The sequence below is a fragment of the Mesorhizobium sp. M0145 genome (genome assembly GCF_040322355.1).
Lineage (GTDB): Bacteria > Pseudomonadota > Alphaproteobacteria > Rhizobiales > Rhizobiaceae > Mesorhizobium.
The window spans coordinates 60,374-87,123 of sequence record NZ_JAMYTK010000016.1 but is presented as its reverse complement, the minus strand read 5'-3'; the positions used below and the strand labels follow the sequence as shown (position 1 = coordinate 87,123).

Below are 26,750 nucleotides of genomic sequence, written 5' to 3'. Positions count from 1 at the left end.
TCGTGATCAAGCGCTTCATCATCGCCTTCATTCTGCTCGTGCTGGTGTGCGGCGGCATCGTCGGCTTCAACCTGTTTCGCGACAATGCGATCAAACAGTTCTTCGCCACCATGAAGCCGCCGGCCGCGACCGTGTCGACGGTCATCGTCAAACCGATGTCCTGGACGCCCGGCATCGAGGCGATCGGCACTGTCAGTGCCGTACGGGGCGTCGACCTCACCGTCGAAACCGCGGGCATCGTCAAGGACATCCTGTTCCATGCCAATCAAAAGGTCGCCGCCAACGCCGTGCTGCTGCAACTCGACGATGAAGTCGAGCGGGCCGACCTCGTGGCATCGAAAGCGCAGGCCACCTCCGACCAGACGACGCTGATGCGCGCGCTTGAGCTGCAGAAGCGCGGGGTCGGCACCGACGCTACGCTCGACACAGCGCAGGCAGCAGCATCGGTCTCCGCCGCGCAGGTGAACAAGCTGCAAGCGGTGCTCGACCAAAAGCAGTTGACGGCCCCTTTCAAGGGTACCGTCGGTATTCCGAAAATCGACATTGGCCAGTATCTCACACCCGGCACCGCCGTGGTGACCTTGCAGGACATGGACACGATGCGTGTCGATTTCACCGTCCCGGAGCAGCAGCTTCCGCAGCTGAAGATCGGACAGACGGTGCGGTTGGGCGTCGGCGGCGGCGACATGCCGTTCACCGGCAGCATCCGCGGTATCGATCCGAAGATCGACCCGACCAGCCGGCTGGTGACGGTAAGGGCGGAGGTCGGCAATCCCGAAGGCAAGCTGACGCCCGGCCAGTTCGTCCAGGTGCGCGTCGAACTGCCCGAGGAGAACGACGTGCTGGCGCTGCCGCAGACGGCGCTGACCTCCAGTCTGTACGGCGACTTCGTCTTCGTAGTGCGCCCGGCCAAATCCGCCGAAGCCAACGGCGCGGCGCCCGAGGCAAAGCCGGAAGAAAAGCCGGCTGCAGATGCTGCCAAGCCCGCAGCCGAAGCACCCGCGGCAAAACCCGACGAAAAGTCGGCTGCTACCCCAGCCAAACCGGCAGAGGAAGCCAAGCCGGCAGCGGAAGAACAGAAGCCGCAGCTCGTGCTAGCCCAGGTGTTCGTCAAGCCAGGCCGCCGCAACGCCGGCCTGGTCGAGATTCTGGAGGGCATCGCGCCAGGCGACGAAGTCGTTACCGCCGGCCAGAACCGGCTCTCCAACGGAATGTCCGTTGCCGTCGACAACACGATCGATCCGAGCAAGCCAGGGAACCAGCAGGCAGCCCAGCAATGAGCTTTTCCGACCTCTTCATCCGCCGCCCGGTCCTTTCGACCGTGCTTGCCTGCATGATCCTGCTTCTGGGTTTTCAGGGCATCTTCAACCTTTCGATCCGGCAGTATCCAGAGGTTGAAGAAACGGCCATCACCATCACCACTGCCTATCCCGGCGCCAGCGCCGACCTGATCCAGGGGTTCATTTCCGCGCCGATCGCGCGTGCCGTCGCGTCGACCGAAAACATCGACTATGTCACGTCGGCGAGCCGGCCGTCATCCAGCACCGTGACAGTGCAGATGAAACTCGGCTCCGACCCCGACGTCGCGCTGAACGAAGTCTTGTCGAAGGTGCAGAGCGTTCGCGGCGATCTGCCGGACGAAACCAAGGACCCGGTGATCGTCAAGGGCACCGGCCAGCAGTTCGCGATGATGTACATCTCGATGCAGAACCCGAACATGACGCCGGAACAGCTCACCGAATATATCGAGCGCGTCGTGCGGCCGCGTATCTCGACGGTCGAAGGCGTCGCCGACGTGCAGATCTTCGGCGCAGCCGAATATTCGATGCGGGTCTGGATCGACCCGATCAAACTGGCGGCGCGCGGCGTGACGGCGGCGGAAGTGCTGGCCGCCATCAACGAATCGAATTTCCTTTCCGCGCCCGGCGACACCGAAAACGAATATGTGGTTTCCTCGATCACCGTTCGCTCGACGCTGCAGACCCCGGAGGCTTTCGCTGCCCTTCCGCTCCGCTCGAAAGACGGCAATGTGGTGAGACTGCGCGACGTGGCCCGCGTCGAACTCGCCGCGGCGAACACCGACACCAGGGTCAGCTTCAACGGCAAGCCCGGCATCTTTCTCGCTATCTTTCCGACGCCGGCCGCCAATCCGCTGACCACCGCGGCGGCAATCCACAAGATTGTGCCGACCATTCAGGAGACGCTGCCGCTCGGCATGACGATGGAGATCGTCTACGACTCAACCGAGCAGATCAGCGCGTCGATCGAGGAGGTATTCAAGACCATCGGCGAGGCGGTCGCCATCGTCATCGTCGTCATCCTGCTCTTCCTCGGCTCGTTCCGCTCGGTGCTGATGCCGATCGTGACCATTCCGCTGTCGCTGATCGGCGTCTGTTTCCTGCTGTTTTCAGTGGGCTATTCGATCAATCTTTTGTCGTTGCTGGCCATGGTGCTGGCGATCGGACTTGTCGTCGACGATGCCATCGTGGTGGTGGAAAACATCCACCGCCATATGGAGGAAGACGGCTTGTCGCCGATGCAGGCGGCGTTCAACGGCATGCGCGAGATCTCGTCCGCCGTCGTCGCCATGACGATAACATTGGCCGCCGTGTTCGCGCCGCTGGCCTTCACCGGCGGCCTGACAGGCGCACTATTTCGCGAATTCGCGGTGACGCTTGCCGGCTCGGTGGTGCTTTCGGGTGTCGTCGCCCTCACCATCACACCGATGATGTCGGCACGTATCCTGAGGTCCGGCTCGCACAGCCGCTTCCAGCGCATTGTCGACAATACGTTCGGGCGCGTCGAACACATCTATGAGCGGCTCGTCACCGGTTCGTTGAACTATCGCCCGGTGACGCTGATGATCGTCCTCGCGCTGGTCGCCACGACCGGTTTCATGTTCACCAAGACCGCGAGCGAACTGGCGCCGGAAGAGGACCAGGGTTTCCTGCTTTCGCTGGTGACCGCGCCGCGGTACGCGACGTCGGACTATACCGAAACCTACGTCAATCAGATACTCGGCCTGGTCAAGGATCTGCCTGAGACGCGGGCACAGTTCTCCGCGGTCGCCTTCGGTGGTGGCCAGACGAACAGCGCTTTCGTCGGCTTTGCGTTCAAGGACTGGGCTGACCGCACGCGCAACTCGAAGGAAATCCAGCAAGACATTACGGCCCGCCTGAGCAAGGTGGCGGGCGTCGAAGCTTTCGTCTTCGCGCCGCCGACGCTGCCCGGCTCCGGCGGCGGCCTGCCGATAACGATGGTCGTGCGCTCGACCGGCGACGCCTCGCAGGTGTACGAGGCGGCCGAAGACATCAAGAACAAGGCGCAGGCCTCCGGCCGCTTCATCGTCGTGCAGAATTCGATGACCTTCGACGCGCCGCAAGTGACAGTGACGATTGACCGCGATCGCGCCGCCGCGCTCAACCTGCCGATAGCCGACATCGGCCGGACGCTGACGCTCCTGGTCGGTGGCGCCGAAGTGGCGCAATTCGACCGCGAATCCAATAGCTACGACATCATTCCGCAGGTGCCGCAGCAATTCCGCGACAATCCCGAAAAACTGGGCGAGTATTTCGTGCGCAGCGTATCGGGCGAGATGGTGCCGCTCTCGGCGGTGGTGAAGATCTCGACCAACGCGTCGCCGGCCGCCATCGAGCAGTTCAACCAGCTCAACTCGGCGACGATCTCTGCCTTGCCGCGGCCCGGCATCACCACCGGGGATGGGCTACAGGCGATCGAGGACATTGCCAAGCAAAGCCTGCCCGACACCTTCTTCATCGACTATACCGGTCAATCGCGGCAGGAGAAGGAACAGGGCTACACGATCATCATCGCCTTTGCGGCGGCGGTGCTCGTCATCTATCTGGTGCTGGCGGCGCAATTCGAAAGTTTCCGCGATCCGCTGATCATCATGATGGCGGTGCCGCTGTCGATCTTCGGCGCGATCGTGCCGCTTAATATTGGGCTCGGCACGCTCAACATCTACACCCAGGTCGGCTTGATCACGCTGATCGGCCTGATCACCAAGCACGGCATCCTTCTGGTCGAGTTCGCCAACCAGCAGCGTGAAATGCACGGCATGCGGCGGCGTGATGCGATCATCGCCTCGGCCAAGGTGCGGCTACGGCCGATCCTGATGACGACGGCGGCGATGGCGCTCGGCGTGGTGCCGCTGATCATCTCCAGCGGCGCCGGTGCGGCGGCACGCTATTCGATGGGCTTGGTGATCTTCACCGGCATCCTGGTCGGAACCATGTTCACGCTGTTCGTGGTGCCGATGTTCTACACCTTTATCGCCAGCAAGGACCTGCCGCATCACGCCGAAAAGCCGGATCCGAAGCTGATGCCGGTAATGCCGGATTAGACTGCGCTAATTTCCGGCCCCTGGGAGCGACGAGAAGCATCGCTCACTTGACGATGACGATGCTGGTGTTGGCCGGGCCGAAGACCTCGACGAGCTGGTAGAAATCGGCGGCGTTGTCCGGATGCAGACGCACGCAGCCATGCGAGGCTGGCTGGCCGAGGCGCTTGATGGCGCTTGTCGCATGTACGGCGTAGCCGCCGCTGAAGAACACCGAATGCGGCATCGGGGCGTTGTCGTATTTCTTCGAATACCAAATTTCATGCATGCGGGTCGGCTTGAACGAACCGGTCGGCGTGACGTGCGTCCTGTCGCCGGTCGAGACCTTCCAGGCGAATGTCGGCCGGCCGTCGACCAGGATTTCCATGGTCTGCTGCGATAGCGACACACGCGCGACGATCTTGTTGGCGGCGGCGTGGGCTGCGCCGTTGCCGGCACTGACAAGCAAGGCAGTACCGGTGATGAGGGCGGCGGCGATGTTGATGAGCTTGGCGGAAATGGCAGTGTACATGATGTCTCCCCTATTCTGCCGGTCGGGGCCGGCTCAATTCGATGGGGCGTCATGTTTCAAGCCGATTTCGCTACGTGCTCGTTTGTGTTTCGATTCTGTTTCCCCTGGTTAACAGAAAAGGTCCGTGCAAAGCAGCTTGCAGTTGCACGACGTCGTCATGACGGTGGCGTGTTTGCCTAGGCGGATCGGCCAAACCGCGGCGCGAATACGCGATTGCCTTTCGTTTGATAGGAATTCACCTGACTCCGAAACCGAGCTGCAACAAAGCGCAGCCTCGGCGGCATGATCCGGATACAGCGAACAGGCAAAGTTGACCTAACGAAAACAGCCGGCAACGAACGATCGGAAGCCAACACTGTTTTCGCTACGGTCTGGATTGGTCTGGACAGTTTCCAGCCTGCGCGTCGACCGGCTCAAGCCCCTCTGGCGGGGGCGGCTTAGGGCCGTTGAGGATGCGCGGCGCCTCCGGCAACTTGCAGCCGAGAGGACCGAAGGCCCGCGCCGCAACGGGGGGCTCCGCTGGCGGCGCGGGCGCTTCGGGGGTTCCCCTGAAGTGCCCGTAAATTCCAATTTTGAGGAACGAACAGGATGAAAACGAAATTCGCCGCTTCCGTGCTTTCCGCGCTGCTTTACGTCCAGGGGCTGCTCGGCATTGCCGGCCTCGCCACCGTGCTGCTGAAGGAACGTGCCCATGCCGGCGAGGTCAGCACGAACAGTGACATGCTGTCCGGCCCGTCGCTTCTCGTGGTGCGCTGAAGAGCATCGGACCCCAAGGTGGAAACCGGTTTTGGGAAAATCCGATGCTCAAGACAAGAGGGTGGCCGTCCTGCCTTCAATCGGCGAATTGCGTCGGCGGATCGAACCGGTAACCCGCACCCCGTATGGTGGTGATGGTTTCGGTATCGAGCTTGCGGCGCAGCCGCACGATGCGCGAATCGATCGACCGGTCGAAGGCTTCGGCATTTTCGGCGGGCGCGGCGGCGATGATGTCGTCCCGCGTCAGCACCTTGCGCGGGCTGGCCAGGAACAGCCTGAGCAGCGCCACCTGCCCGGGGGACAGCTGTTCTTCCGTGCCCGAGCGGTGCATGACGATGGCCGATCGGAGATCGACGGTCGCGTTCTCCAGCACGATCAGTTCCCCGGCGCTCCTGCCGCGCCGAGCCAGAAGGCCGCCTACGCGAGCGGCAAGCTCCCTGACATTGAGCGGGCTTTCGACGACGTCGGCGGCGCCGAGTTCGAGCGCCAGAACCTTGTCGACCAGATCGGCCGGGCGGCAGATCAGGATGAAATCCGGTCCACCTTCGCCGCCATGTCGCCTGAGCAGGTCGCGCCCCTCTGCCTGGCTGACGCTGTCGCCGACAACCACGACATCGATACCCTTTTCCGAAAGCAGCGATTCGGCCTCCCACGGCTGTCGCGCCGCGCGGACGTCATGACCGCGCCGCTCGAGATGATCGGCGAGATCGGTCGCAATTACTTCAGCGACGGAAACAAGCGCGATAACGGATCGTGCAGCCATGTTTTTCTACCCCGCATACGGCAACCCAAGAAGAGTGCTGGACATCATGTTTATACCCAATCTACTTTCCGCTGAAAGCGGGAGCGAAAGCATCGTGCGGGCACGAATTGTCATTGTCGAGGACGAGCCCGACCTGAGGGATGCGGTCGCCGAGTATCTCGGCGCCAGCGGCTATGATGTGGCCACGGCCGAAAGTGCGGCGGCGGCGCGCGGCCTTTTGGAAACCCAGTCCTTCCATCTGGCCATTCTCGACATCGCCATGCCGGGCGAGGACGGCCTGTCGCTCGGCCGCTGGATGCGGTCGAAAATGCCGATCGGCATCATCTATGCGACGGCCGCCGGTACCGCGCTCGACCGCATCGTCGGACTGGAGCTCGGCGCTGACGACTACATCGTCAAGCCTTACGAATTGCGCGAAGTGCTGGCCAGGGTGCGCAGCGTGCTGCGCCGCGTTCCGGAGCCGACCGAGCCACAAAAAGCCAAGGCTGAAACATCCGGCGGCCGCCGGTCCGTGAGCTTCGGACCTTTTCACGCCGATCTCGACGGCAGGCTCGTCACCGGCGCCAACGGCGCGGTCATCGACATGGCCAAGAGCGAGTTCGACGTGCTGGAGGTGTTCCTGACGCGCGCCAACCGGCTGTTGACGCGGGCGGCGATCTCCGAGGCGATCGGTTTCGTCGAGGACCCGGAATCGTCCCGCGCGGTCGACATCCGCATCATGCGGCTGAGAAAGAAGATCGAAGCGGACCCAGCCAACCCGAAATTCCTGCGCACGGTGCGCGGCGAAGGCTATATCTTCTCGCTGCCGGTCGGTGAAAATAACTGAGGCCTGGCGGCTTGAGCAAGCCAAGGCCAGGAAATGACCATGACGGCTGAAACAGCACGCGCGGACACGCAGGGCGCCAGGCAGGGTGCGGCGATGGTGGCCGTGCATGTGGTTCGCCGGCTGCGCGAAGCCGGCGATTGGCAGCGCGAGATGGAAGGTATTCTCCAAACGCTTTGCGAAGCCATGGATTGTCACCGCGGCATCCTGTTTCGCCTGCGCGAACTGCCCGGCCAGGGCTTCGCCCAGTCGGTCGCCGCTTATTGGATCGCCCCCCGGTTTGGCGGCGAGCTGGCATCACCGACCGTCATCGTGCAGTCGGTCGTCGATTCGGACCCATTGCTGGAACGGCTGGCGGAGGACGAGCGTCAAGGCAAGATCTTCGCCGGGCACACACGCGATCTCGAAGGCTTTCTGCGGACCGATTTCGAAAAGCAGAACATCAAGTCGTTCCTGTCGGTGTCGGTCTTTTCGCACGGCAATTTGTGGGGCACGCTGGCGGTCAACGACTGCGTTAACGAACGCGAATGGACCGACCAGGAAGAGGCGGCGCTGCACATGGTGGCACTCGCTATTGGCGATGCCATCGAACGATCGCCCTCCGACGCGCATGCCAGTGACGTCATTCGCCGCACCATGCTGCAGGCCTCGCTCGACGCCATCATCGTCATCGACGAGACCGGCTCGATCATCGAATTCAATCCGGCCGCCGAGAAGATGTTCGGCTATCGGCGCAGCGATATCCTCGGCAAGGACCTGCTCGACACGGTCGTGCCGGAATATTACCGCAAGGGCTATGCGTCCGGCGCCGAATATATGTCGGGCCGCGGCGCGCCGATGGTCGGCCAGCGGCTCGAAACGGTCACCCAGAACGCCGCCGGCGAGGTTTTTCCGATCGAGCTGACGGCAACCGAGATGCGGGTCGCCGATCGCCAGCTGATCTTCGGCTCTATCCGCGACCTGCGCGACAGATTGCGGGCCGAGGAGGAAATCAACCGCCAGCGCGAAAAACTGCACCAGAACGAGAAGATGGCGGCAATGGGCTCGCTGCTTGCCGGCGTTTCGCACGAGCTCAACAATCCGCTGGCCGTGGTTGTCGCCCAGTCGACGCTGCTGCACGAATTCGCCGCCGATCCGCAGACCAAGGTGCGCGCCGAAAAGGTGCGCGCCGCTGCCGAGCGCTGCGGCCGTATCGTCAAGAGCTTCCTGTCGATGGTCCGCCTGCACCCGGCCGCACAAGCCGAAACCGACCTCAACCAGGTGATCCGTGCCGCACTCGAAGTGACCGCCTATGGTGCACGGTCGAGCGGCATCATCATCGACACCGATTTCGCCAGCGGCCCGTTGCTGGCCATGGCCGATGCCGACCACGTGACGCAGGTGGCCGCCAACTTCCTCATCAACAGCCAGCACGCCTTGGCCGGCGTTGCCGGCGACCGCCGGATCAAGGTCCGGACGTTTCGCAGCGACCGCGGCAATCCCGGATTCTCGGTCGAGGACAACGGGCCAGGCGTGCCGGAAGCGATACGCTCACGCATATTCGAATCCTATTTCACCACCAAGCCGGTCGGTGTCGGTACCGGCATCGGCCTGTCGATCTCGAAATCGATCATCGAGCGGCACAATGGCAATATCTGGTTCGAGGAGGTTTCGCCGAGAGGTGTGCGTTTTGTCGTGCAGCTGCCGGCGATCGCTGCCGGCGCGGCCGCCGCCGGCGAAGCTCCGTCGCGGTCGAGCGGCTTGCGTCACGCGCTGATCATAGACGATGAGCCGGATGTCGCCGCGTCGCTGTCCGATATTCTGGAGCTGATGGGCATCAAGTCGCGGGTCGTGCCGGCCTGGGTCACGGCCGCCGCGACGCTGAGCGGCCATGTGCCGCCGGACATCGTGTTTTCCGATTTGCGCATGCCCGGCACCAGCGGCATAGCCGCCTATCGCGAGCTACTCGCCGAAATGCCGGGTCTGGCGCGGCGCTTCGTGCTTGTCACCGGCGATCTGATCGGCGCGAAAGGCGAGATCGAAGCGCTGCCGGCGCAGCAGCGACCACCGATCCTCGAAAAACCGTTCAGCACGCTGGATGTGCGCGGCGTGCTCTCGGCCATTGCCGAGCAGGCCGCTCTGGGCGGCTAGACTCCGCGATCTCGCCCCGGAAGAAAAAGGCTCCCGGCCGACATTGCGGCGGGAGCCTGACTGGAGTGCTGGAGGGCGCTCGCAAAAAAATCAAAAAACGTTCGGCGTATCGGCCAGCGGGGCGGCATTGGCGATCATGCGGACCGGTCGTGCCTTGCCCGACTGGGCAGCGATGACGCGCAGGCAATCCAGGCTCTCGGCGCCCCAGGCCTGCCCCTTGCAGGCAAAATCGATCTCCGGCATCGGCAGGCGCGCCGTCTTGGTGGTGGTTGTCGCGCCATTGATGAGGTTGGCCGGCGGGTTCAGTGAGGCGAAGGCCGGACCGACGGTCGGCGTCAACGCCATGCCGGCAAATGCGGCAGCCGCCAGCAGCATGAACATCGCCATCGGATGATCACTGGCGCGCTGGCGCAGCGCCAGCTTCGGGCGCCGGTCGTTACGCTGGGGACCCTGCTGGCGAAGGTCGGTATCGGTGATCTGGATTTTCGTACGCATCGTCGTTTCCTTCGGTCTTCTTCTTTTCCCTGTTGAAACGAACTTAATCGCACCTTGTAACCGGCCAACGATGATGGATTAACGATTGTGTAACCGGCATGAAACCAAGCCCGCGGCCATTCCTGGGCAAACCGATCAGGCGTAGCTGGCAGCACCGGTGGCATTCTCGTTTCCGCTACCCACGGCACCAGATCCACGTCGCTTTTCCAGGCCCACAGAGCGTCGGGCGCTCAACAAGTGTAAGGGGATTAACGTCTGGAATTCCCGGGATTTTCCCGGCTTCGATCATTCGGACTGGGCTCTCGAATCCCGCTCGATTTCCCGTAAAGAATTCGCCCCATTTTCCCAAGCCATTGCATTTCAACGGAAAATATGCTTTTATTGAACGAGCATTCAATAAATAAAGAGCCTTTTATGAACCCGCATCTGCGTGACGTGGCAATCCCCAACGATTGGGATCGGCGGGGGCTGCCGGGCTGGAGCTATCATTCCGACGCCTTGCTCGAACTCGAGAAAGAGCACGTCTTCCGCAACCATTGGCAGATCGCCGGCCATGTCTGCGACGTGCCGAACGCCGGCGACTATCTGACGATGGATGTGGTCGGCGAGCGGGCGCTGATCGTGCGCGGCAAGGATGGCGTTGTGCGCGCCTTCAACAATATGTGCCGCCACCGCGGCAGTCGCGTCGTTGCCGACAGCCAGGGCACTTGCAAGAATGCGCTGGTCTGCCCCTTTCATGGCTGGGTCTACAATCTCGACGGCACGCTGCGCGGTGCTGCCCGCCCCCGTTCCTTCCCCGACCTCGACAAGACCGAATTCGGCCTGATGCCGCTCGAGCTCGAAATCTGGATGGGCTTCATCTTCATCCGTTTCCGCAAGGGTGGGACGCAGCCATCGGTGGCCGAGCTGTTGAAGCCGATCGAAGCCGAGATTGCCCATTACGGCGTCGTCGAGATGGTGCCGTCCTGGGGCATCTGGACCCAAAAGACGCCGGTCAACTGGAAATCGGTGCGCGATGTCGACAATGAAGGCTACCACGTCGCCATGGCGCATCCGGCGCTGCAGGACCTTTACGGTGCGACCTATTTCGACGAGCCGTTCGTCAACGGCGTGTCGCGCTCGTTCGCCACCTACAATCCGTATGCCGGACGGCGCTGGAGCGTCGCGCAATACATCAAGCTCGCACCCGAGGCGAAGCACCTGCCGGAACACCTGCGCAAGGCCTGGATCTACTACGGCATCTTCCCGAACAACGCGCTGTCGATCATGCCGGAATCGGTGCAGTTCTATCAGGAATTTCCGCTGTCGACGGGTGAGACGCTGCTGCGCGGCGCCATCTACCGCTATCGCGACGAGACCAGGCGACAGGCGGCAGCCCGCTACCTATCCTACCGCATCGACCGCGACACGCTGGCCGAGGATGTACAGCTTTCGATATGGTCCAACGAATCCATGCTGTCCGAAGCCTTCGGAGGTTTTTACCTCTCCGATCTCGAATATGGCGTGCGCACCCACCACGACCATTTGCGCAAGCAAGTTCCCGTGCTCGGATTGGGGACCGCGCCCGAGGAGAAGGATATGTGGGCACTCAACGAGGCGTTCAGATCACGCTCCTGACGCCCTGGTCCTCAGGCCCAGATGGCGACGGGAATGCCGAAACGATCGGCGAGCGGCGGATCCGGAAACGGCATTGCCTCGCCTTTGACGATGCGTCCGGCAACCAGCATCATCGCCGCGGCATCGAGGAAATCGTCGGCGGCCGCGCCGCGCGGCGGCGTCTGGTCGAGAAAATCCTGGCTATAGCCATGCCGGGCAAGCAGCGCCTTGCGTTCGGCCATGCCGGCCGGATTGATGTTGCCCCTGATCTTCTTCGGCAGGCGCATCGCCCGGTCGCCGTTCAGTTTGCAGAAGGCAACTTCCGGATGCGATTCGAACACGCGGCTGCGTAGTTCGGGGCGCGCGATCAGCAGCGAATCGATCTCACGGATCTTGGCGAAGATGCCGAAGGCCTGGATCGAGACACCGCGCGGCGGATCTGAGGTCGTCTTGGCTACCTCGCTTGCCTTGCGATGTGCGGCGTACCAGGCGTCGACCGTGGTGAAGGCTTCGATCTCCGCGTAGAGCGCGGCGCGGGAGGGGATGGCAAAGACACTGGACTGCCGGGCCCCAAGCAGCGGCCGCACCAGCGCCTCCGGGCCGCGACCGCCTCTTTGCGAGAAATCGGGCAGGCCGATTGGCATATCGACCGCTACCAACGAGTCGGCGGGCAGTCGGTCGAGCAACGCCGCGAAGCTTGGGAAAACGGCTGTCGACGGTGCCGCACCGGGATCGCGGCGGACGGCTATCCAGCCGGCCTTGCAACCGTCGACGCCGACAAGCACAACACCCCAGGGCATAACATCGTCGGGCGCAACATCCTTGGGCGCACCATCCTGGGGCACGGCGTCTTCGGCCTGCGTCACGCCCGGCGGTCCCGTTCCGGATGCAGGAGATGGCGAAGCTGCACCATCGCCATCGGGTGCGACAGGCTCTGGGCATCGGTCTCGAGCTGCAACTCGTCGCCGCCGCGCTTGGCGGTCCGCGCCAGGATCTCGTAGACCGCCGCCGTGGTCGATTGCAGCGCCTTGGCGGCCGGCTGGCCGGACAGGATCCGCGCCAGGTAGACGGCCGCCGTCAGGTCGCCGAGCCCATTCGGCGGCTTGTCGATGAGCCGGTGTTCGGCAAGCAGTGCCTCTCTGCCGGCGAGCAGTAAATTGCCGGTGCCGCCGGCCATCATCGCCGGCGCCGATGTGACCAGCATGGCCGGTGGGCCGGCCTGCAGGGCCGCAGCCATTGCCGATTTCAAGTCGGGCAGCGGCGCTCCGGCCATCCATTCCAGCTCGTAGCGGTTGGGCGTGGCGATATCGGCGATCGGCATCAGCCGGTCGCGCATGGCGATTGCGGTCGGCTCAGGTACGTAGAGCCCGCCCGAATCGCCCATCACCGGATCGCAGATATAGAGGGCGTCCGGCGTCTTCGCCTTCACTGCGCCGACCAGCGAAGCGACGGCTTCGGCCTGGCCAGCCTCGCCGAGATAGCCGGACAGCACGGCGCCGACCTCGCCCAGCCACGGCGCGCGCTCAAGGTCGGCCATCAGCGCCTTGAACTGGTCCAGCGGCGGCACGATGCGGGTGGCCCGGCCATGGCCCGGATGCCAGGGCAGGATGACGGTCGGTACCGCCCAAACCGGAAAGCCGAGCGTCTCCAGCGCAAAGACAGCGGCACGGTTGCCGACCGAGCCACGGGCGACATGGCTGGAGACGACGATGACCGCGCGCGGCGCCTCGGTTTTTTCGGCACTCATTGATTTTCCTAACTGCCCCTGGTGACGAAAAGCACGAGCCAGATCAACAGGCCGATGGCAATAAGCAAGCCCGCTGCCCGACCGATGCGGGTGCCCCAATATTCGATCGGGTCCGACCGGTCGGCATCGGCCGCGGTGACGTAGTCGCGCGCGCCTTTAGTGGTTCGTGCAAGGAACGGGGTGCCCCCCGGGTCGGTCTCGCGCGCCACCCGTTCGATGATGCGGCGCGATTCCGCGTCGCTGTCGTGGCGTTTCGCCATGGTGATGTCCCGTTTTATGCCGAGCTTAACCCGTTCGCCTCGTCTGTCACAGGGCCCGACGGCGAATGGCAGAAACCAGTAACACTTCTCGGCCGAAGTCATTTTCTTACGCAAGGATTGTGCTAATGCTTCGCCTGCCAATGCTATCGAGGGGACTTATCATGCTTGCCCAGCGCCTTTCTTCGCCGCCAATCTTTCGTAATCTAGCTGCGTTCCTGGTCATGGCCGTCATGCTGCCGCTGCTTGCCGGCTGCGGCTACAACACCATTCCGACGGCTGAGGAAAACGCCAAGGCCGCATGGAGCGAGGTGTTGAATCAATACCAGCGCCGCGCCGATCTCATCCCCAATCTGGTCAACACGGTCAAGGGCTACGCCGCGCACGAGAAGGACACGCTCGATGCCGTGGTCGAAGCGCGCGCCAAGGCGACGCAGGTGACCGTGACGCCGGAAACGCTGAACAATCCGGAAGCCTTCAAGAAATTCCAGGACAGCCAGGCCGGCCTGACCAGCGCGCTGTCGCGCCTGCTGGCGGTGGTGGAGAACTATCCCGATCTCAAGGCCAACCAGAACTTTCTGGCGCTGCAAGCACAACTCGAAGGCACCGAGAACCGGATCACGGTCGCCCGCCGCGACTATATCCAGGCAGTGAGAGAGTACAATCTGACGCTGAGGACCTTCCCGTCGGTGATCTGGGCGACCTTGTGGTTCCGCGGCAACCAGCCGTTTGCGAATTTCACGATCGAGGAGGATAAGATGCAGCCGCCGAAGGTCGATTTCGGCACCAACACCACGCAAGGCGGGTGAAGAACAGCCGGTGAGCGTGGTCCCTATTGGCCTTGCACTCCGTAGCGCCCCCCTCTGCCCTACCGGGCATCTCCCCCTCAAGGGGGGAGATTGGCAGCTTTGGCTTCACCGCCCATCCTGCAACGTTGGAGATTGGCGAAAACAGCCGTGACAGCCGATCTCCCCCCTTGAGGGGGAGATGTCCGGCAGGACAGAGGGGGGCGCGACAGAACGCCAGCCTGGCCTTCCTGCTCGTCTTCCAAAGCCTTCTCCTCCTCCCTCTCACCGCCTTCGCCGCCGCACTGCCAACCCTCACCGGACGGGTCGTCGACAATGCCGGCATTATCGATGCCGCGACCGAGGCGGCGCTGACGCAGAAGCTTGCCGAGTTCGAGACCAAAGGGTCCGACCAGATCGTCGTCGCGACCATCCCCAGCCTCGACGGCGAGGAGATCGAGCCTTACGCCAACCGGCTGTTCCGCGCCTGGAAACTGGGCCAGGCGAAGGAGAACAACGGCGTCCTGCTTCTGGTGGCGCCGAACGACCGCAAGATGCGCATCGAGGTCGGCTATGGGCTGGAAGGCACGCTGACCGACCTGCACACCAAGCTGATCATCGAAAACGACATGGTGCCGGCCTTCCGCGCCGGCGATTTCTCCGGCGGCATCAGCAAGGCCGTCGACGACATGATCATGGTGCTGGAAGGCAATCCCGAAGAACTGGAGGCGCGCGGCGAACGCAACCAGCAGCCGCCGTTCAACAGCGACGATCTGTTCTTCACGATCTTCATAGCCATCTGGGCAATCATCTTTTTCGGCGGCCTCGCAGCCTCCATCCTGCCGCCGATCTTCGGCCAGAAGATCGGTCCCGGCCGCTATCGCTGGCTGGGCATGACCTTCGAGCCAAACCGGCGGTCGTCCGGCGGCTGGTCGGGAGGTTCCGGCGGGGGATGGTCGTCGGGTTCAAGCGGTGGCGGGTTTTCCGGCGGCGGCGGTTCGTCCGGCGGCGGCGGCTCCTCGGGAAGTTGGTGACGAGATGACAAGACACGCCATCAGCCCGGTGGAATCCGGCCGTTTCATCAAAATGATCGGCACCGCGCTGTTGGCCATGGCGGTGCTGCTGGTCGGCTTCGCGGCCTTCGCCGCCGCACTGCCGGCGCTGACCGGACGGGTCGTCGACAATGCCGGCATCATCGATGCCGCGACCGAGGCGGCGCTGACGCAGAAGCTTGCCGAGTTCGAGACGAAAGGGTCCGACCAGATCGTCGTCGCGACCATCCCCAGCCTCGACGGCGAGGAGATCGAGCCTTACGCCAACCGGCTGTTCCGCGCCTGGAAACTCGGCCAGGCGAAGGAGAACAACGGCGTCCTGCTTCTGGTGGCGCCGAACGACCGCAAGATGCGCATCGAGGTCGGCTATGGGCTGGAAGGCACGCTGACCGACCTGCACACCAAGCTGATCATCGAAAACGACATGGTGCCGGCCTTCCGTGCCGGCGATTTCTCCGGCGGCATCAGCAAGGCCGTCGACGACATGATCATGGTGCTGGAAGGCAATCCCGAAGAACTGGAGGCGCGCGGCAAGCGCAATCCGGCGAATGACAATCCTGTCGATCCCATCTTCATGCTGTTCATTGTCCTGTGGGCGACGATGTTCTTCGGCGGCTTGGCAATGGCGTTCCTGCCGCCGATCTTCGGCACGAAACTGTCGCCGGGCGTGTACAAGTGGCTGGGCATGACGTTTCGCTACGGCCGTGGGCCAGCTTCGTCATCCTCCGGTGGCGGTGGCTGGACGTCGGGGACCTCGTCCGGCAGTGGCTGGTCGTCTGGAAGTTCCGGCAGCAGTTGGTCGTCCGGAAGTTCCGGCGGCGGGTTTTCAGGCGGCGGCGGTTCGTCCGGCGGCGGCGGTTCTTCAGGAAGCTGGTGAGACATCAATCATGGCAACACGACCGATCAGCCCCGAGGATCATGAGCGCATCGCCGATGCGATCCGCGCTGCCGAATCAAAGACCGACGGCGAGATCTACTGCGTCGTGGCGCATGCCAGCGACGGCTATTTCTTTCCGGCCGCTTTCATGGCGATGCTCGGCATGCTCGTCGTCAGCCTCGCCGTCGGTTATGGGCTGGAAGCCTGGTGGCTGTCGATCCGCTTGCCGCATTTCGTCATCGCCGAGCTTCTGGCGCTTGCCAGTGTGCTCATCCTGTTGTGGGCATTGCCGGCATTGCGCATCCATTTGGTGCCGAGGCGGCTGCGCTACCAGGCCGCCCACGCCAATGCGATGAAGCAGTTCCTCGCCCGCAACGTCCACCGCACCACGGCGCGCACTGGCGTGCTGGTGTTCGTCTCGATTGCCGAGCGCTACGCCGAGGTGGTCGCCGACAGCGGGATCGATTCTTGTGTCGGCCAGCATGTCTGGGACGGTGTCGTCCGCGACCTTACGGCGCATGCCGGCGACGATCGGCTTGCCGAGGGGTTCGTCAAGGCGATCCAAGCAGTCGGTGCGGTACTGGCCGAGCATTTTCCGGTCTCGACCGGCGACAGCAACGAACTGGACGACCATCTGGTCGAGATTTGATCTCGCCAAAGGCGGTTTCGCAGCGTCTCAAGGACGCACCGTCCGGCTGTGTGAAAGCATCGCGGCGGTTGACCGGACTCTTGCAATCGGGCGCAGCGGGTTTATGGTTAACCAATCATGAATACGCTGAGCATCGACATCAGGAAAGCCGAACCGCGCGATGCAGCCGCCATCGCCGACGTGCATCTCGAGGCCTGGCGCGGCGCCTATTCGGGCATCATCCCGCACCGCACGCTGACATCGATGATCAACCGCCGCGGCGCCGACTGGTGGGCGAATGCCATTCGCCGCGCTGCCACCGTCCTGGTCGTCGAAATCGGCGGCAAAATTGCCGGCTATGCGACGATCGGCAAGAACCGCGCCCGCGAACTCAGGCAGCAGGGCGAGATCTACGAACTTTACCTGCGGCCGGAATATCAAGGCATCGGGCTCGGCAGCCGGCTGTTCTCGGCCGCGCGGGCACGGCTGGCCGACCATGGCCTGAAAGGCATGGTGGTCTGGGCGCTGGAAGACAATCAGAACGCACTTGCCTTCTATGCCGGCGCCGGCGGCCGCGATGTTGCCGAAGGCGTCGAGATATTCGAGCAGAAGGCGCTGAAGAAGGTCGCTTTCGTCTGGGAATGACGGCCAGCGCATGATCCGGCCGGTTTTCGGTTCGGACGATCTCCCCGTACCATTCGCCGCATTGCACCATTCGCCGTCGCCCGCTATCGATCTGCAATCGAGAGAGGGATAAAGCGATGCGTATCGAAGCGATTGCCAGCGGAAAGAACCCGCCCGAGGACGTCAACGTCATAATCGAGGTGCCGATCGGCGGCGAGCCGATCAAGTACGAGATGGACAAGGAAGCCGGCACGCTGTTCGTCGACCGCTTTCTGCACACGTCGATGCGCTATCCCGGCAATTACGGTTTCGTACCACACACGCTATCGGGCGACGGCGACCCGATCGACGTATTGGTCTGCAACACGCGCGCGCTGGTGCCAGGCTGCGTCATCAATGTACGGCCGATCGGCGTGCTGGTGATGGAGGACAATGCGGGCCAGGACGAGAAGGTGATCGCGGTGCCTTCACCCAAGCTGACCTTGCGTTATGAGGACGTCCACGAATACACGCAATTGCCCGACATCACCCGCCAGCAAGTGCAGCACTTTTTCGAGCACTACAAGGATCTCGAACCCGGCAAATGGGTCAAGATCGAAGGCTGGTACGATGCGGCTTATGCCAAGAAGATGATCGTCGAGGCAATCGAGCGGGCCAGGCGCAAGTAATTGTCGGGCGCAAATAATCAGTTGTCGACGCGGCCGAAAGCGGGCGCGTCGCCAAGCACCTCACGCTTGTCCTTGCCGCAGGCGAAGGTGCGTGCCTTCTCGTCGGCAAGCTTGCGCGCCTGATCGTTGGCGGCGGGATTGCCGGTGGCGAGCACAAGGCCGATCGCGCAGCCTTCGTGGGCGTCAGGCTGGGCAACCTTGGCGACGATCAGCACTTCCGTCGACTTGTTCTCGCCCTCGGTATCGCTGATCGAGCGACGATGAATGACGGCGAAGGGAATGGCAGTTTTGCCGTTGGTTTCGATCCGCCACTCGACCTTGGGTCCAGCCGAATTGATACCGGAAAAGCTTTCCCAGACCGTGGTCATGTCGCCAGGTGGAAAGCCGTAGAACAGCGATTCCCGCGCGTCGTCGTAGGAAACCAGCACAGGGTAGCCGCGATAGCCCGAACAGGCGAGATCGGCCCAGTCCCCGTCGCCTTCTTCCGCTTGGGCATAGGTGACGCAGTCCTTCTCCCAATCGAGATCGGTATAGACGCTGGATATGTCGCCGGCCCGGGCCGCCTGGCAGAAACCGGCGAGGGCAAGCGGGATCAGGAGAGCGCGCATGGCGGAACAACTCAGTTCGGGGGGCGCAGCGTACCGTCAAATTTAGCAGCAGCCTAGAGGAAGTCAGGCTGCGCACAGTGGTCTGGTAAACGGAACACTATTTCTTCAAGCTTGCCTCTATCAGAAGATCGGCGTTGCGGGCCACCGACTGCGCCGGCCCGCCGGCACCGAACAGCTGGCCGCTAATATAGGCGCCCTCGATCAGCAGCAGCAGCCCGTCGCCCAGCGTGTCGGCGTCGCCGGCGCCCATCGCCGCCGCCATGGCGCGCAAGCGGCGGCGCAATTCCTGCTTGTTGGCCTCGCTCACGACGCGGGCCGGATGGCCAGGTTCGGGATATTCGACCGCGGCATTGGTCATGCCGCAGCCGCGATAGTCGGGCTTTTGCGTGCGCTTGCCGACACGCGTCAGGAAAGCGACGATCTGCGCGCGCGGATCGCCGGGATGGGCATCCACCGCCTCGTCGAAACGCTCCCAGAATTCGAGGTCATAGTGCCGGAGGTAGGATGCGGCCAGCTCGTCCTTGGACGGAAAGCTGCGGTAGAGGCTGGGCTTGGTGACGCCGGCACGCCGCACGATCTCGTCGACGCCGATCGCCCTGATGCCTTGCCGGTAGAACAGGTCGCGCGCGACCTGGAGAATCCGTTCGGCGGCGCGAGGCGGCGGTGCGTCATTCGCCTTGATCGTTGGTTCAATGCTTTTCATGCCTGGTCTGCCGGTTAGCTGGTTGACAATGTTACCGGTCGGTACGTATGTTTCGCGCTCCTGCAACGTACCGGTCAGTAACATGATAGCTCAATCCCGCCCGTTTGGCCAGCGCTACGCTTTCGTCGTGGTCGCCGTCATCTTCCTCTGCCTGCTGATCGCAGCGGGCCTGCGTTCGGCGCCGGCAGTCATGATGCTGCCGCTGGAGAACAGTTTCGGCTGGCGGCGCGACGTGGTGTCGCTGGCGGCGGCCACCGGCATCTTCCTCTACGGCCTGACCGGGCCGTTTGCCGCGGCGCTGATGGAGCGGATCGGGCTGCGCCGCACCTTGCTTGCCGCGCTGCTGTTGATGTCGGGATCGACCGCGCTCAGCCTGTTGATGACCAAACCGTGGCATCTGCTCCTCACCTGGGGCGTGTTTTCCGGCGTCAGCTCGGGCGCCGTCGCCACCGTGCTCGGCGCGACCATCGTCAACCGCTGGTTCAAGACCAATCGCGGCCTGGTGATGGGACTGATGTCGGCGTCCAGTGCCACCGGGCTGCTGGTCTTCCTGCCGCTGCTCGCCTCGCTCGCCCAGTCGGGCGGCTGGAGGCCGATTGTCATCGCGGTCTCGGTTGCCACCGCCTGCCTGCTGCCGCTGGTCTGGCTGCTGGTGCCGGAGCGGCCGGCCTCCATCGGCATGGTGCGCTATGGCGCCGAGCTCGACGACGTGCCGCCGTCACCACCTGCCGCGCAAGGCAATTTCCTCGCGCATACGATGAGCACGCTGCGCCGCGCCGCCGGCACGCGCGTCTTTTGGTATCTGTTCGCCACTTTCTTCGTCTGCGGCTTCACCACCAACGGGTTGGTCGGCACTCACCTGATCGCCTTTTGCGGCGATATGGGCATTGGCGAAGTGCAGGCTGCAGGCCTGCTCTCGATGATGGGCATCTTCGATCTTATCGGCACGACGCTGTCGGGCTGGCTCACCGACCGTTTCGACCCGCGCAAGCTGCTCGGCGTCTATTACGGTATTCGCGGCCTGTCGCTGATCTATTTGCCCTATTCCGGCTTCTCGGCGACCAGCCTGATCATCTTCGCCGTGTTTTACGGACTGGACTGGATCGCCACGGTGCCGCCGACGCTCAGGCTTTCCAACGAGGCGTTCGGCGACCGCAGCGGGCCGATCGTCTTCGGCTGGATCGTCGCAGGCCATCAGGTTGGCGCCGCGACAGCGGCCTTCTTCGGCGGCACCATGCGCGAGCTGCAAGGCAATTACGAGCTTGCCTTCCTGATCGCCGGTATGACGGCAATAGCCGCCGCCTGCATCTCGCTGCTGATCAACACCAGCCGCCCGGCGTTCGACCCGGAACCGCAAGCGGCTTAGGGGTGCGCCAACGGTGCGGCTTTCCCTTCTCCCCTTGTGGGAGAAGGTGGCCGAGCGAAGCTCGGCCGGATGAGGGGTGTTCCAGCTTGGAACCGCCGGCACTCCGTCCAGCACCCCTCAACCGTCTTGGCGCTGCGCGCCAATCCACCTTCTCCCACAAGGGGAGAAGGAAAGAGCTAGCGCTCCTGTTGGTTGTTACGAAACCTTCATCGTTTCGAAATGTGCCTGAAACATTGAAGCTGGAGCTTGGCGGCGACGTTCAATGCCATCCAGGAGACAGCCATGAACAAGATTTCGATGACGCGGCGCGCTTTCGTCACGTCGGCCAGCGCCGTTGGCCTGGTCGGCGCCTCGGGCCTGGCGCTTCCCTATTACTCGCGCGCCAATCAGCGCCCGGCTTTCACCCATGGCATCCAGTCCGGCGACGTCGACGCCACCAGCGGCATGGTCTGGACACGCACCGACCGGCCGTCGCGCGTCATGTTCGAGGTGTCGCCGACCGAAAGCTTCACCAATGCCGTCCGCCTGGCGCCGCTCGATACCTCGCCGGCCAGCGATTATACGGTGAAGCGGCTGCTTACCGATCTCGCCTCCGACCAGGACATCTTCTACCGCATGGTCGCGGCCGATCTTGCCGACATCAACGCCGTTTCCGAGCCGGTCGTCGGCCGCTTCCGCACGGCACCTGCCTCGAAGCGCGACATTCGCTTTGCTTGGTCGGGCGACACCGCCGGCCAAGGCTGGGGCATCGACGAGACCGGCATGAAGACCTACGCCACCATTGCCAAGCACACGCCCGACTTCTTCCTGCATTCGGGCGATACGATCTATGCCGATGGTGCGATGAAGGACGAGGTCGACCTGCCCAACGGCGGCAAGTGGAAAAACAAAGTGCTGATCGACGAGAAGCGCAAGGTTGCCGAGACGCTGGACGAATACCGGGCGCAGTGGAAATACAACATGATGGACAGGCATGTGCTGGCGCTCAGCGCCATCTGTCCGACCTTCTATCAGTGGGATGACCACGAGGTGCTGAACAACTGGTCGGACTCGAAGGACCTGAGCGCCGACGATCGCTACACTGAAAAATCCATCCATGTGCTGACGGCACGTGCGGCGCGCGCCTTCCACGAAATGACGACGATCCGTTACGAGCCGTCGGAGCCCGGCCGCGTCTACCGCAAGATCGCCTATGGTCCGCTGCTCGACGTGTTCTTCCTCGACATGCGTTCCTACCGCGGCCCCAACGGTCCGGATATGCAGGAGACGATGACGCCGCAATCGCGCATCCTCGGTGAACAGCAGATCAAATGGCTGAAGCGTGAACTGGCGAATTCCAACGCAACCTGGAAAATCATCGCCGCCGACATGCCGCTCGGCCTCGTCGTCTGGAACGACGGCACCAAGAAGGTAGGGGCCGAGGCGGTCAGCAATGGCGACAATGGCCCGGCCAAAGGGCGTGAGCTGGAAATTGCCGACCTTCTTCGCTATATAAAGAATGCGGGTATCAGCAACACTGTCTGGCTCACCGCAGACGTGCATTACACAGCCGCGCATTACTACAATCCGGACAAGGCGCAGTTCCAGGACTTCAATCCGTTTTGGGAATTCGTTTCGGGTCCGATCCATTCCGGCACGTTCGGGCCTAATGGTTTCGATATGACATTCGGCCCGGAGCTGAAGTTCATAAAGGCACCAACTGCCGAACAGGGTCAAAACCTGGCGCCTTCGGCCGGCCTGCAGTTCTTCGGGCTCGTCGAAATCGATGGCGCCACCGAGCAGTTGACGGTGCGGCTGATGGATCGCGACGACAGCGAACTCTACAAGGTCACGCTCGATCCGGTGCGGTCGGCGTGAGCGACGGCGCCACTACCCTCGGGCCAGCCCGAGGGTAGGGCGTATATCAATCGGGATAGCAGACGACGGGAATGTTGGGCCAGACGGCGCTGTCGCATCCGGCATTTTGCTGCCGCTGCTTGAAGGCGGCGCTGACCGGCCCGGTCACCACCGGATCGACGCCATCGGGAGCATCGGCAAAAAGCTGCTCCGCCGACGGCTTGTCGGACGGCAAAGCAGACCGCGTCTCCTTGAACGACGCCGCCGACTGCGCCGCGCCGGCCGCGAGGAGGACGGCGAGCGCGGTACATGCCAAAATCGGCCGGAGTTTGATGCCTATCTCGATCATGAAATTCGAACTGTCCGGACCATGAAAGGTTCCGCCTTGGTTAATAATTCCACTTCACACCAAGACATTTAAGATTTGGTGACTTTATTTGGTGGCTCGCCTCCTCTTTCGCAATTGCGAAAAACCCTGTATGAGCCGCCCAACCGAAAGAGGCAGCGCCTTTTGGCCTGCTGCCTGCAACGCTCCCGAGACCGAAACATGAAAATCCGCAATATCGCGATCATCGCGCACGTCGACCATGGAAAAACCACCCTTGTCGACCAGCTTCTGAAACAGTCCGGCTCGTTCCGCGACAACCAGCGCGTCGCCGAGCGCGCCATGGATTCGAACGACCTCGAAAAGGAACGCGGCATCACCATCCTGGCCAAGGCGACCTCGGTCGACTGGAAGGACACCCGCATCAACATCGTCGACACGCCCGGCCACGCCGACTTCGGCGGCGAGGTCGAGCGCATTCTGTCGATGGTGGATTCGGCCATCGTGCTGGTCGACGCCGCCGAGGGGCCGATGCCGCAGACCAAATTCGTCGTCGGCAAGGCGCTCAAGGTTGGACTGAAGCCGATCGTCGTCATCAACAAGATCGACCGGCCCGATGCCCGTCACGTCGAAGTGGTCAACGAGGTGTTCGATCTTTTTGCAGCACTTGACGCCACCGACGAGCAGCTCGACTTCCCTATCCTTTATGGTTCAGGCCGCGACGGCTGGGTCTCGGAAAACCCCGAAGGTCCGAAGGACCAGGCTCTGGCGCCGCTGTTCGACCTCGTCATCAAGCACGTGCCGGCGCCGACCGTTCATCCCGGCCCGTTCCGCATGATCGGCACCATCCTGGAAGCCAATCCGTTCCTCGGCCGCATCATCACCGGCCGTATCGAATCCGGCACGCTGAAATCCAACCAGGCTGTCAAGGTGCTGCACCATGACGGCACCCAGGTCGAAACCGGCCGCATTTCGAAGATCCTCGCTTTCCGCGGGCTCGAGCGCCAGCCCATCGACGAGGCGCAGGCGGGCGACATCGTCGCTATTGCCGGCCTGTCGAAGGGCACCGTCGCCGACACCTTCTGCGACCCGTCGGTGACGGAACCGCTGCATGCGCAGCCGATCGATCCGCCGACCGTGACGATGTCGTTCCTGGTCAATGATTCGCCGCTGGCCGGCACCGAAGGCGACAAGGTGACCAGCCGCGTCATCCGCGACCGCCTGCTGCGCGAGGCCGAAGGCAATGTCGCGCTGAAGATCGAGGAATCGCCGGATAAGGATTCGTTCTTCGTCTCCGGCCGCGGCGAATTGCAGCTGGCCGTGCTGATCGAGACGATGCGCCGCGAAGGTTTTGAGATCGCCGTGTCGCGGCCGCGCGTTGTCATGCAGAAGGGCGACAGCGGCGAATTACTGGAGCCGGTCGAGGAAGTCGTCATCGACGTCGACGAGGAGCATGCCGGCGTCGTCGTGCAGAAGATGTCGGAGCGCAAGGCCGAGATGGTCGAGCTTCGCCCTTCGGGCGGCAATCGCCAGCGCATCGTCTTTCACGCACCGACGCGCGGATTGATCGGCTACCAGTCGGAACTGTTGACCGACACGCGCGGCACCGCTGTGATGAACCGGCTGTTCCATGCCTATGAACCTTACAAGGGTGAGCTGCCGGGCCGTACCAACGGCGTGCTGATCTCCAACGAACAGGGTGAATCGGTGGCGTACGCCATGTGGAACCTGGAAGACCGCGGCCCGATGGTCATCGACCCCGGCGTCAAGGTCTATCAGGGCATGATCATCGGCATCCATTCCAGGGACAACGACCTCGAAGTCAACGTGCTCAAGGGCAAGAAGCTGACCAACATCCGCGCCGCCGGCAAGGACGAGGCGGTGAAGCTGACACCGCCGATCCGCATGACGCTGGAACGCGCGCTGGCCTGGATCCAGGACGACGAGCTGGTCGAAGTGACGCCGAAGACCATCCGCCTGCGCAAGCTCTATCTCGATCCGAACGAGCGCAAGCGTTTTGAGAAGTCGGCGAAAGTGGTCGGCGCGGCGTAAGAGCTTTTATTCTGGGCGGAATGGAGGGGCGAAACACGCGTTCCTTCCCGCTGAGCGGACACGGCTTGTCGCCAGAAGGAATGTGGCGCCGGCCGCTCAGTGTCTCTTCAGAGGCTACAGCGGAGTCGTCGCAATACCATGATATTTTCGCTCTCTCCTTCTTTGTCACGGTAGTTTAGCTGTGGGTAAAGGCGGGGAAACGGGTGTGGGAAATGCCGTTCTGGCTTTCGTCCGGAGCCTTATGCAAGATGACATGCGGCGAAGGCTCGTTGCTCACAAGAATCTTGTTGGATTTGGCAATGCAGTATTGCCAGCGATCGAGCACGAACTTGCAAGGATCGATCTAGGCAAGGTTTCCCATCACGAAATCGCAACGCTTGTGGCGGGCCTCGCTACTGCTCTGCACGATATCAACGAAGACGCATCCCGACGATATATGTCGGCTTCGCTCGCAAGACCGATAACTCCCCTCATGCGAGCTGCGCTCCGCAGCATCGTCCGCTTTGCAATGGACGACTGGCGGCGGTCTTCGGTCGGCGGCATCATTGTTCTGGAGCATGGCAAGCTCGACAGTCGCTTTGAAGCCTCTCGGCACGTTGGCCGCTGGCTGGCAAATGTACCTGAAGCCGATCTGGTTGGCATTTCGCGAATCTACATAATCCCGGAACCTCCCGAGCCCGAATTCGCCGGTACCTACCTCCAGGCGGTATCGGTCATCGAGATTGTCTGGCGACGCCCATCCGAGCACAGGATTGGGAACGTAGTTCGGAGATTCATGATCGAGAAAACGCTCTATCATGAGGTAGGACACCACGCGCTGCAGCATGTCGAATCTGGACAGGATCCTGATCAGGAACGGCAGGCAGACCGTTACGCATGGAAAATGATGCGCAAGGCACATCCCAATCTATCGATGCTTACTCTTCCCTTGCGATTCCTTGGCGCGTTTCACCGAAGGAAAAATGCCAAGGATTTGGAAACAGCTTAGGATTGCGTTTCGGGAAATCGGCGAAAGTGGTCGGCGCGGCGCAAGTTTCTTTCTTGTAGTCTACAACAACGAGGGAAGGGAGCACTCGTGTGCTCCCTTCCCTCGTTGTTTCATCCGCCGGCAGCCGAGATGATGGCTTCCCGGTCGGGCTCGCCGACGAGATAGACGCGGATCGTCGTTCCCGCTCGAGCCGGCTTGCGCAAGGCTTTGCCCCCGTCCGGACCAATGACCAGCAATCGTTTCTCTTCCCAAACCTGTAGCCGCGATCGCGGGACACCGAGTTCGCTGGCCAGCAACCGGTCGAGCCGCAGCGTTGTCGGCATTTCGAGCCAGAGCTGAAGTTCGAGAGCGCTGGTATTTTCCGGCCTGTCCCCGAGCACCTGCTTATGAACGATGGCTTCAGGAAACTCCTCGACGCGCCCGATCCTGCTTCGCAATGCGGCAACATCGAAGGCATGGCGCCGCGCCAGGACCGGATCGTTGCTTTCGAGCGCCTGCAATATTGCCGGTTCGATATCGCGGCGGCTGCAGCGCTCCAGAATGCCGAAATTCCAGGAATTGTCGCAGTCGATGCAGCGGTAGATCAACCAGGCGTCAATGCGCTTGCCATTGGCATTGACGCGGAATTTGCCGCTGCAGCGATAGGCTTTCAAGCTGCCGCAGCGATTGCAGTTGAGGTGAGGTCGAGGTGCGGTCTTGGGTGTGATCGCCCAGCGGATACGCAGTATCGAAGGCATGCCGAAAAGCCCTTCCCGTCGGGAAGTTCGTCAGATCGGCGATATCGAGAACCCTTGCGGGCA

26 protein-coding genes are annotated in these 26,750 nt (G+C 62.7%); 16 read left to right on the top strand and 10 right to left on the bottom strand.

Going from position 1 to position 26,750, the window contains the following annotated elements; translation table 11 throughout:
• The first annotated feature begins 2 nt into the window (after positions 1 to 2).
• Both NKJ28_RS21890 and NKJ28_RS21885 read left to right on the top strand, forming a co-directional pair.
• Positions 3 to 1,280 (top strand): efflux RND transporter periplasmic adaptor subunit, encoded by a 1,278-nt coding sequence (locus tag NKJ28_RS21890; protein ID WP_502897348.1) that lies wholly within the window; start codon positions 3 to 5, stop codon positions 1,278 to 1,280.
• Positions 1,277 to 4,363, top strand: a complete 3,087-nt coding sequence (locus NKJ28_RS21885) for an efflux RND transporter permease subunit (RefSeq protein ID WP_352569488.1) — start codon at positions 1,277 to 1,279, stop codon at positions 4,361 to 4,363. The genes NKJ28_RS21890 and NKJ28_RS21885 overlap by 4 nt, the downstream gene beginning before the upstream one ends.
• 43 nt (positions 4,364 to 4,406) lie before the next feature.
• On the opposite strand, the gene NKJ28_RS21880 is transcribed toward NKJ28_RS21885, so the two are convergent.
• Positions 4,407 to 4,871, bottom strand: coding sequence for a L,D-transpeptidase (locus NKJ28_RS21880; RefSeq protein WP_352569490.1), 465 nt, complete (start codon positions 4,869 to 4,871; stop codon positions 4,407 to 4,409).
• Positions 4,872 to 5,459: 588 nt separating this feature from the next.
• Between NKJ28_RS21880 and NKJ28_RS21875 the strand changes: the two genes are divergently transcribed.
• Entirely contained in the window at positions 5,460 to 5,627 is a 168-nt protein-coding gene (locus tag NKJ28_RS21875) for a hypothetical protein (protein WP_352451255.1), read from the top strand.
• A 76-nt stretch (positions 5,628 to 5,703) separates the two neighbouring features.
• On the opposite strand, the gene NKJ28_RS21870 is transcribed toward NKJ28_RS21875, so the two are convergent.
• Positions 5,704 to 6,390 carry a response regulator transcription factor gene (locus NKJ28_RS21870; RefSeq protein ID WP_292663715.1) on the bottom strand — a complete coding sequence of 229 codons (687 nt, stop codon included), beginning with the start codon at positions 6,388 to 6,390 and terminating at the stop codon, positions 5,704 to 5,706.
• 46 nt (positions 6,391 to 6,436) lie between these two features.
• Between NKJ28_RS21870 and NKJ28_RS21865 the strand changes: the two genes are divergently transcribed.
• A complete protein-coding gene (locus NKJ28_RS21865) occupies positions 6,437 to 7,216 on the top strand; it encodes a response regulator (RefSeq protein ID WP_352636924.1) in 780 nt (259 codons plus the stop codon).
• Positions 7,217 to 7,255: 39 nt separating this feature from the next.
• Entirely contained in the window at positions 7,256 to 9,343 is a 2,088-nt protein-coding gene (locus tag NKJ28_RS21860; RefSeq protein WP_352636923.1) for a PAS domain S-box protein, read from the top strand.
• Positions 9,344 to 9,433: 90 nt separating this feature from the next.
• Here the strand turns inward: NKJ28_RS21860 and NKJ28_RS21855 are convergent, their stop codons facing one another.
• Positions 9,434 to 9,838 carry a hypothetical protein gene (locus tag NKJ28_RS21855; protein ID WP_352636922.1) on the bottom strand — a complete coding sequence of 135 codons (405 nt, stop codon included), beginning with the start codon at positions 9,836 to 9,838 and terminating at the stop codon, positions 9,434 to 9,436.
• A gap of 414 nt (positions 9,839 to 10,252) precedes the next feature.
• Between NKJ28_RS21855 and NKJ28_RS21850 the strand changes: the two genes are divergently transcribed.
• Positions 10,253 to 11,455, top strand: a complete 1,203-nt coding sequence (locus tag NKJ28_RS21850; protein WP_352636921.1) for an aromatic ring-hydroxylating oxygenase subunit alpha — start codon at positions 10,253 to 10,255, stop codon at positions 11,453 to 11,455.
• 11 nt (positions 11,456 to 11,466) lie between these two features.
• Here NKJ28_RS21850 and NKJ28_RS21845 read toward each other — a convergent pair whose 3' ends face one another.
• The 3 genes from NKJ28_RS21845 to NKJ28_RS21835 all read right to left on the bottom strand — a co-directional run bounded on the left by NKJ28_RS21845 (position 11,467) and on the right by NKJ28_RS21835 (position 13,441).
• Entirely contained in the window at positions 11,467 to 12,234 is a 768-nt protein-coding gene (locus NKJ28_RS21845; protein WP_352636961.1) for a DUF429 domain-containing protein, read from the bottom strand.
• Between the two features lie 62 nt (positions 12,235 to 12,296).
• Entirely contained in the window at positions 12,297 to 13,181 is an 885-nt protein-coding gene (pdxY, locus tag NKJ28_RS21840; RefSeq protein ID WP_023678143.1) for a pyridoxal kinase PdxY, read from the bottom strand.
• Between the two features lie 8 nt (positions 13,182 to 13,189).
• Positions 13,190 to 13,441, bottom strand: a complete 252-nt coding sequence (locus NKJ28_RS21835; protein ID WP_352636920.1) for a hypothetical protein — start codon at positions 13,439 to 13,441, stop codon at positions 13,190 to 13,192.
• A gap of 161 nt (positions 13,442 to 13,602) precedes the next feature.
• Here NKJ28_RS21835 and NKJ28_RS21830 point away from each other — a divergent pair, with 161 nt between their 5' ends.
• The 6 genes from NKJ28_RS21830 to ppa all read left to right on the top strand — a co-directional run bounded on the left by NKJ28_RS21830 (position 13,603) and on the right by ppa (position 18,072).
• Complete coding sequence (locus NKJ28_RS21830) at positions 13,603 to 14,247, top strand: LemA family protein (RefSeq protein WP_352470713.1); 645 nt, start codon at positions 13,603 to 13,605, stop codon at positions 14,245 to 14,247.
• A gap of 167 nt (positions 14,248 to 14,414) precedes the next feature.
• Positions 14,415 to 15,257, top strand: a complete 843-nt coding sequence (locus tag NKJ28_RS21825; RefSeq protein ID WP_352636919.1) for a TPM domain-containing protein — start codon at positions 14,415 to 14,417, stop codon at positions 15,255 to 15,257.
• A gap of 52 nt (positions 15,258 to 15,309) precedes the next feature.
• Complete coding sequence (locus tag NKJ28_RS21820; RefSeq protein ID WP_352636960.1) at positions 15,310 to 16,152, top strand: TPM domain-containing protein; 843 nt, start codon at positions 15,310 to 15,312, stop codon at positions 16,150 to 16,152.
• 10 nt (positions 16,153 to 16,162) lie between these two features.
• Positions 16,163 to 16,801, top strand: a complete 639-nt coding sequence (locus NKJ28_RS21815) for a TPM domain-containing protein (RefSeq protein WP_352569496.1) — start codon at positions 16,163 to 16,165, stop codon at positions 16,799 to 16,801.
• A 117-nt stretch (positions 16,802 to 16,918) separates the two neighbouring features.
• On the top strand, positions 16,919 to 17,425 hold the full coding sequence (locus NKJ28_RS21810; RefSeq protein WP_023678138.1) for a GNAT family N-acetyltransferase: 507 nt from the start codon (positions 16,919 to 16,921) through the stop codon (positions 17,423 to 17,425).
• 116 nt (positions 17,426 to 17,541) lie between these two features.
• Complete coding sequence (gene ppa / locus NKJ28_RS21805) at positions 17,542 to 18,072, top strand: inorganic diphosphatase (protein WP_352451245.1); 531 nt, start codon at positions 17,542 to 17,544, stop codon at positions 18,070 to 18,072.
• Positions 18,073 to 18,089: 17 nt separating this feature from the next.
• On the opposite strand, the gene NKJ28_RS21800 is transcribed toward ppa, so the two are convergent.
• Both NKJ28_RS21800 and NKJ28_RS21795 read right to left on the bottom strand, forming a co-directional pair.
• Positions 18,090 to 18,680: a hypothetical protein gene (locus NKJ28_RS21800; RefSeq protein ID WP_352636918.1), complete on the bottom strand. Its 591-nt coding sequence runs from the start codon at positions 18,678 to 18,680 to the stop codon at positions 18,090 to 18,092.
• 97 nt (positions 18,681 to 18,777) lie between these two features.
• Positions 18,778 to 19,383 (bottom strand): TetR/AcrR family transcriptional regulator, encoded by a 606-nt coding sequence (locus NKJ28_RS21795; protein ID WP_352636917.1) that lies wholly within the window; start codon positions 19,381 to 19,383, stop codon positions 18,778 to 18,780.
• Between the two features lie 82 nt (positions 19,384 to 19,465).
• Between NKJ28_RS21795 and NKJ28_RS21790 the strand changes: the two genes are divergently transcribed.
• Together NKJ28_RS21790 and NKJ28_RS21785 are read left to right on the top strand one after the other, a co-directional pair.
• The gene (locus NKJ28_RS21790) at positions 19,466 to 20,749 is read left to right on the top strand and encodes an MFS transporter (protein WP_352636916.1); all 1,284 of its coding nucleotides are present in this window, start codon (positions 19,466 to 19,468) and stop codon (positions 20,747 to 20,749) included.
• A gap of 282 nt (positions 20,750 to 21,031) precedes the next feature.
• Positions 21,032 to 22,606 carry an alkaline phosphatase D family protein gene (locus NKJ28_RS21785; RefSeq protein WP_023678132.1) on the top strand — a complete coding sequence of 525 codons (1,575 nt, stop codon included), beginning with the start codon at positions 21,032 to 21,034 and terminating at the stop codon, positions 22,604 to 22,606.
• Between the two features lie 46 nt (positions 22,607 to 22,652).
• Here NKJ28_RS21785 and NKJ28_RS21780 read toward each other — a convergent pair whose 3' ends face one another.
• Positions 22,653 to 22,934, bottom strand: coding sequence for a hypothetical protein (locus tag NKJ28_RS21780; protein ID WP_352451242.1), 282 nt, complete (start codon positions 22,932 to 22,934; stop codon positions 22,653 to 22,655).
• Between the two features lie 198 nt (positions 22,935 to 23,132).
• Here NKJ28_RS21780 and typA point away from each other — a divergent pair, with 198 nt between their 5' ends.
• Positions 23,133 to 24,962 carry a translational GTPase TypA gene (typA, locus tag NKJ28_RS21775; RefSeq protein WP_023678130.1) on the top strand — a complete coding sequence of 610 codons (1,830 nt, stop codon included), beginning with the start codon at positions 23,133 to 23,135 and terminating at the stop codon, positions 24,960 to 24,962.
• A 241-nt stretch (positions 24,963 to 25,203) separates the two neighbouring features.
• A complete protein-coding gene (locus NKJ28_RS21770; RefSeq protein ID WP_352574593.1) occupies positions 25,204 to 25,950 on the top strand; it encodes a M48 family metalloprotease in 747 nt (248 codons plus the stop codon).
• A gap of 110 nt (positions 25,951 to 26,060) precedes the next feature.
• On the opposite strand, the gene NKJ28_RS21765 is transcribed toward NKJ28_RS21770, so the two are convergent.
• Complete coding sequence (locus tag NKJ28_RS21765; protein ID WP_352574594.1) at positions 26,061 to 26,687, bottom strand: DUF1062 domain-containing protein; 627 nt, start codon at positions 26,685 to 26,687, stop codon at positions 26,061 to 26,063.
• Positions 26,688 to 26,750: the final 63 nt, after the last annotated feature.

What these genes read in the sequence shown, in the direction of transcription:
- NKJ28_RS21855 (WP_352636922.1), bottom strand. Translation starts at nt 9,838, where the DNA reads ATGCGTACGAAAATCCAGATCACCGATACCGACCTTCGCCAGCAGGGT.
- NKJ28_RS21835 (WP_352636920.1), bottom strand. Translation starts at nt 13,441, where the DNA reads ATGGCGAAACGCCACGACAGCGACGCGGAATCGCGCCGCATCATCGAA.
- NKJ28_RS21845 (WP_352636961.1), bottom strand. Translation starts at nt 12,234, where the DNA reads ATGCCCTGGGGTGTTGTGCTTGTCGGCGTCGACGGTTGCAAGGCCGGC.
- NKJ28_RS21885 (WP_352569488.1), top strand. Translation starts at nt 1,277, where the DNA reads ATGAGCTTTTCCGACCTCTTCATCCGCCGCCCGGTCCTTTCGACCGTG.
- NKJ28_RS21765 (WP_352574594.1), bottom strand. Translation starts at nt 26,687, where the DNA reads ATGCCTTCGATACTGCGTATCCGCTGGGCGATCACACCCAAGACCGCA.
- NKJ28_RS21830 (WP_352470713.1), top strand. Translation starts at nt 13,603, where the DNA reads ATGCTTGCCCAGCGCCTTTCTTCGCCGCCAATCTTTCGTAATCTAGCT.
- NKJ28_RS21800 (WP_352636918.1), bottom strand. Translation starts at nt 18,680, where the DNA reads ATGCGCGCTCTCCTGATCCCGCTTGCCCTCGCCGGTTTCTGCCAGGCG.
- NKJ28_RS21770 (WP_352574593.1), top strand. Translation starts at nt 25,204, where the DNA reads ATGCAAGATGACATGCGGCGAAGGCTCGTTGCTCACAAGAATCTTGTT.
- ppa (WP_352451245.1), top strand. Translation starts at nt 17,542, where the DNA reads ATGCGTATCGAAGCGATTGCCAGCGGAAAGAACCCGCCCGAGGACGTC.
- NKJ28_RS21850 (WP_352636921.1), top strand. Translation starts at nt 10,253, where the DNA reads ATGAACCCGCATCTGCGTGACGTGGCAATCCCCAACGATTGGGATCGG.
- NKJ28_RS21790 (WP_352636916.1), top strand. Translation starts at nt 19,466, where the DNA reads ATGATAGCTCAATCCCGCCCGTTTGGCCAGCGCTACGCTTTCGTCGTG.
- NKJ28_RS21780 (WP_352451242.1), bottom strand. Translation starts at nt 22,934, where the DNA reads ATGATCGAGATAGGCATCAAACTCCGGCCGATTTTGGCATGTACCGCG.
- NKJ28_RS21875 (WP_352451255.1), top strand. Translation starts at nt 5,460, where the DNA reads ATGAAAACGAAATTCGCCGCTTCCGTGCTTTCCGCGCTGCTTTACGTC.
- NKJ28_RS21815 (WP_352569496.1), top strand. Translation starts at nt 16,163, where the DNA reads ATGGCAACACGACCGATCAGCCCCGAGGATCATGAGCGCATCGCCGAT.
- NKJ28_RS21810 (WP_023678138.1), top strand. Translation starts at nt 16,919, where the DNA reads ATGAATACGCTGAGCATCGACATCAGGAAAGCCGAACCGCGCGATGCA.
- NKJ28_RS21820 (WP_352636960.1), top strand. Translation starts at nt 15,310, where the DNA reads ATGATCGGCACCGCGCTGTTGGCCATGGCGGTGCTGCTGGTCGGCTTC.
- NKJ28_RS21795 (WP_352636917.1), bottom strand. Translation starts at nt 19,383, where the DNA reads ATGAAAAGCATTGAACCAACGATCAAGGCGAATGACGCACCGCCGCCT.
- NKJ28_RS21860 (WP_352636923.1), top strand. Translation starts at nt 7,256, where the DNA reads ATGACGGCTGAAACAGCACGCGCGGACACGCAGGGCGCCAGGCAGGGT.
- NKJ28_RS21865 (WP_352636924.1), top strand. Translation starts at nt 6,437, where the DNA reads ATGTTTATACCCAATCTACTTTCCGCTGAAAGCGGGAGCGAAAGCATC.
- NKJ28_RS21785 (WP_023678132.1), top strand. Translation starts at nt 21,032, where the DNA reads ATGAACAAGATTTCGATGACGCGGCGCGCTTTCGTCACGTCGGCCAGC.
- NKJ28_RS21880 (WP_352569490.1), bottom strand. Translation starts at nt 4,871, where the DNA reads ATGTACACTGCCATTTCCGCCAAGCTCATCAACATCGCCGCCGCCCTC.
- typA (WP_023678130.1), top strand. Translation starts at nt 23,133, where the DNA reads ATGAAAATCCGCAATATCGCGATCATCGCGCACGTCGACCATGGAAAA.
- pdxY (WP_023678143.1), bottom strand. Translation starts at nt 13,181, where the DNA reads ATGAGTGCCGAAAAAACCGAGGCGCCGCGCGCGGTCATCGTCGTCTCC.
- NKJ28_RS21870 (WP_292663715.1), bottom strand. Translation starts at nt 6,390, where the DNA reads ATGGCTGCACGATCCGTTATCGCGCTTGTTTCCGTCGCTGAAGTAATT.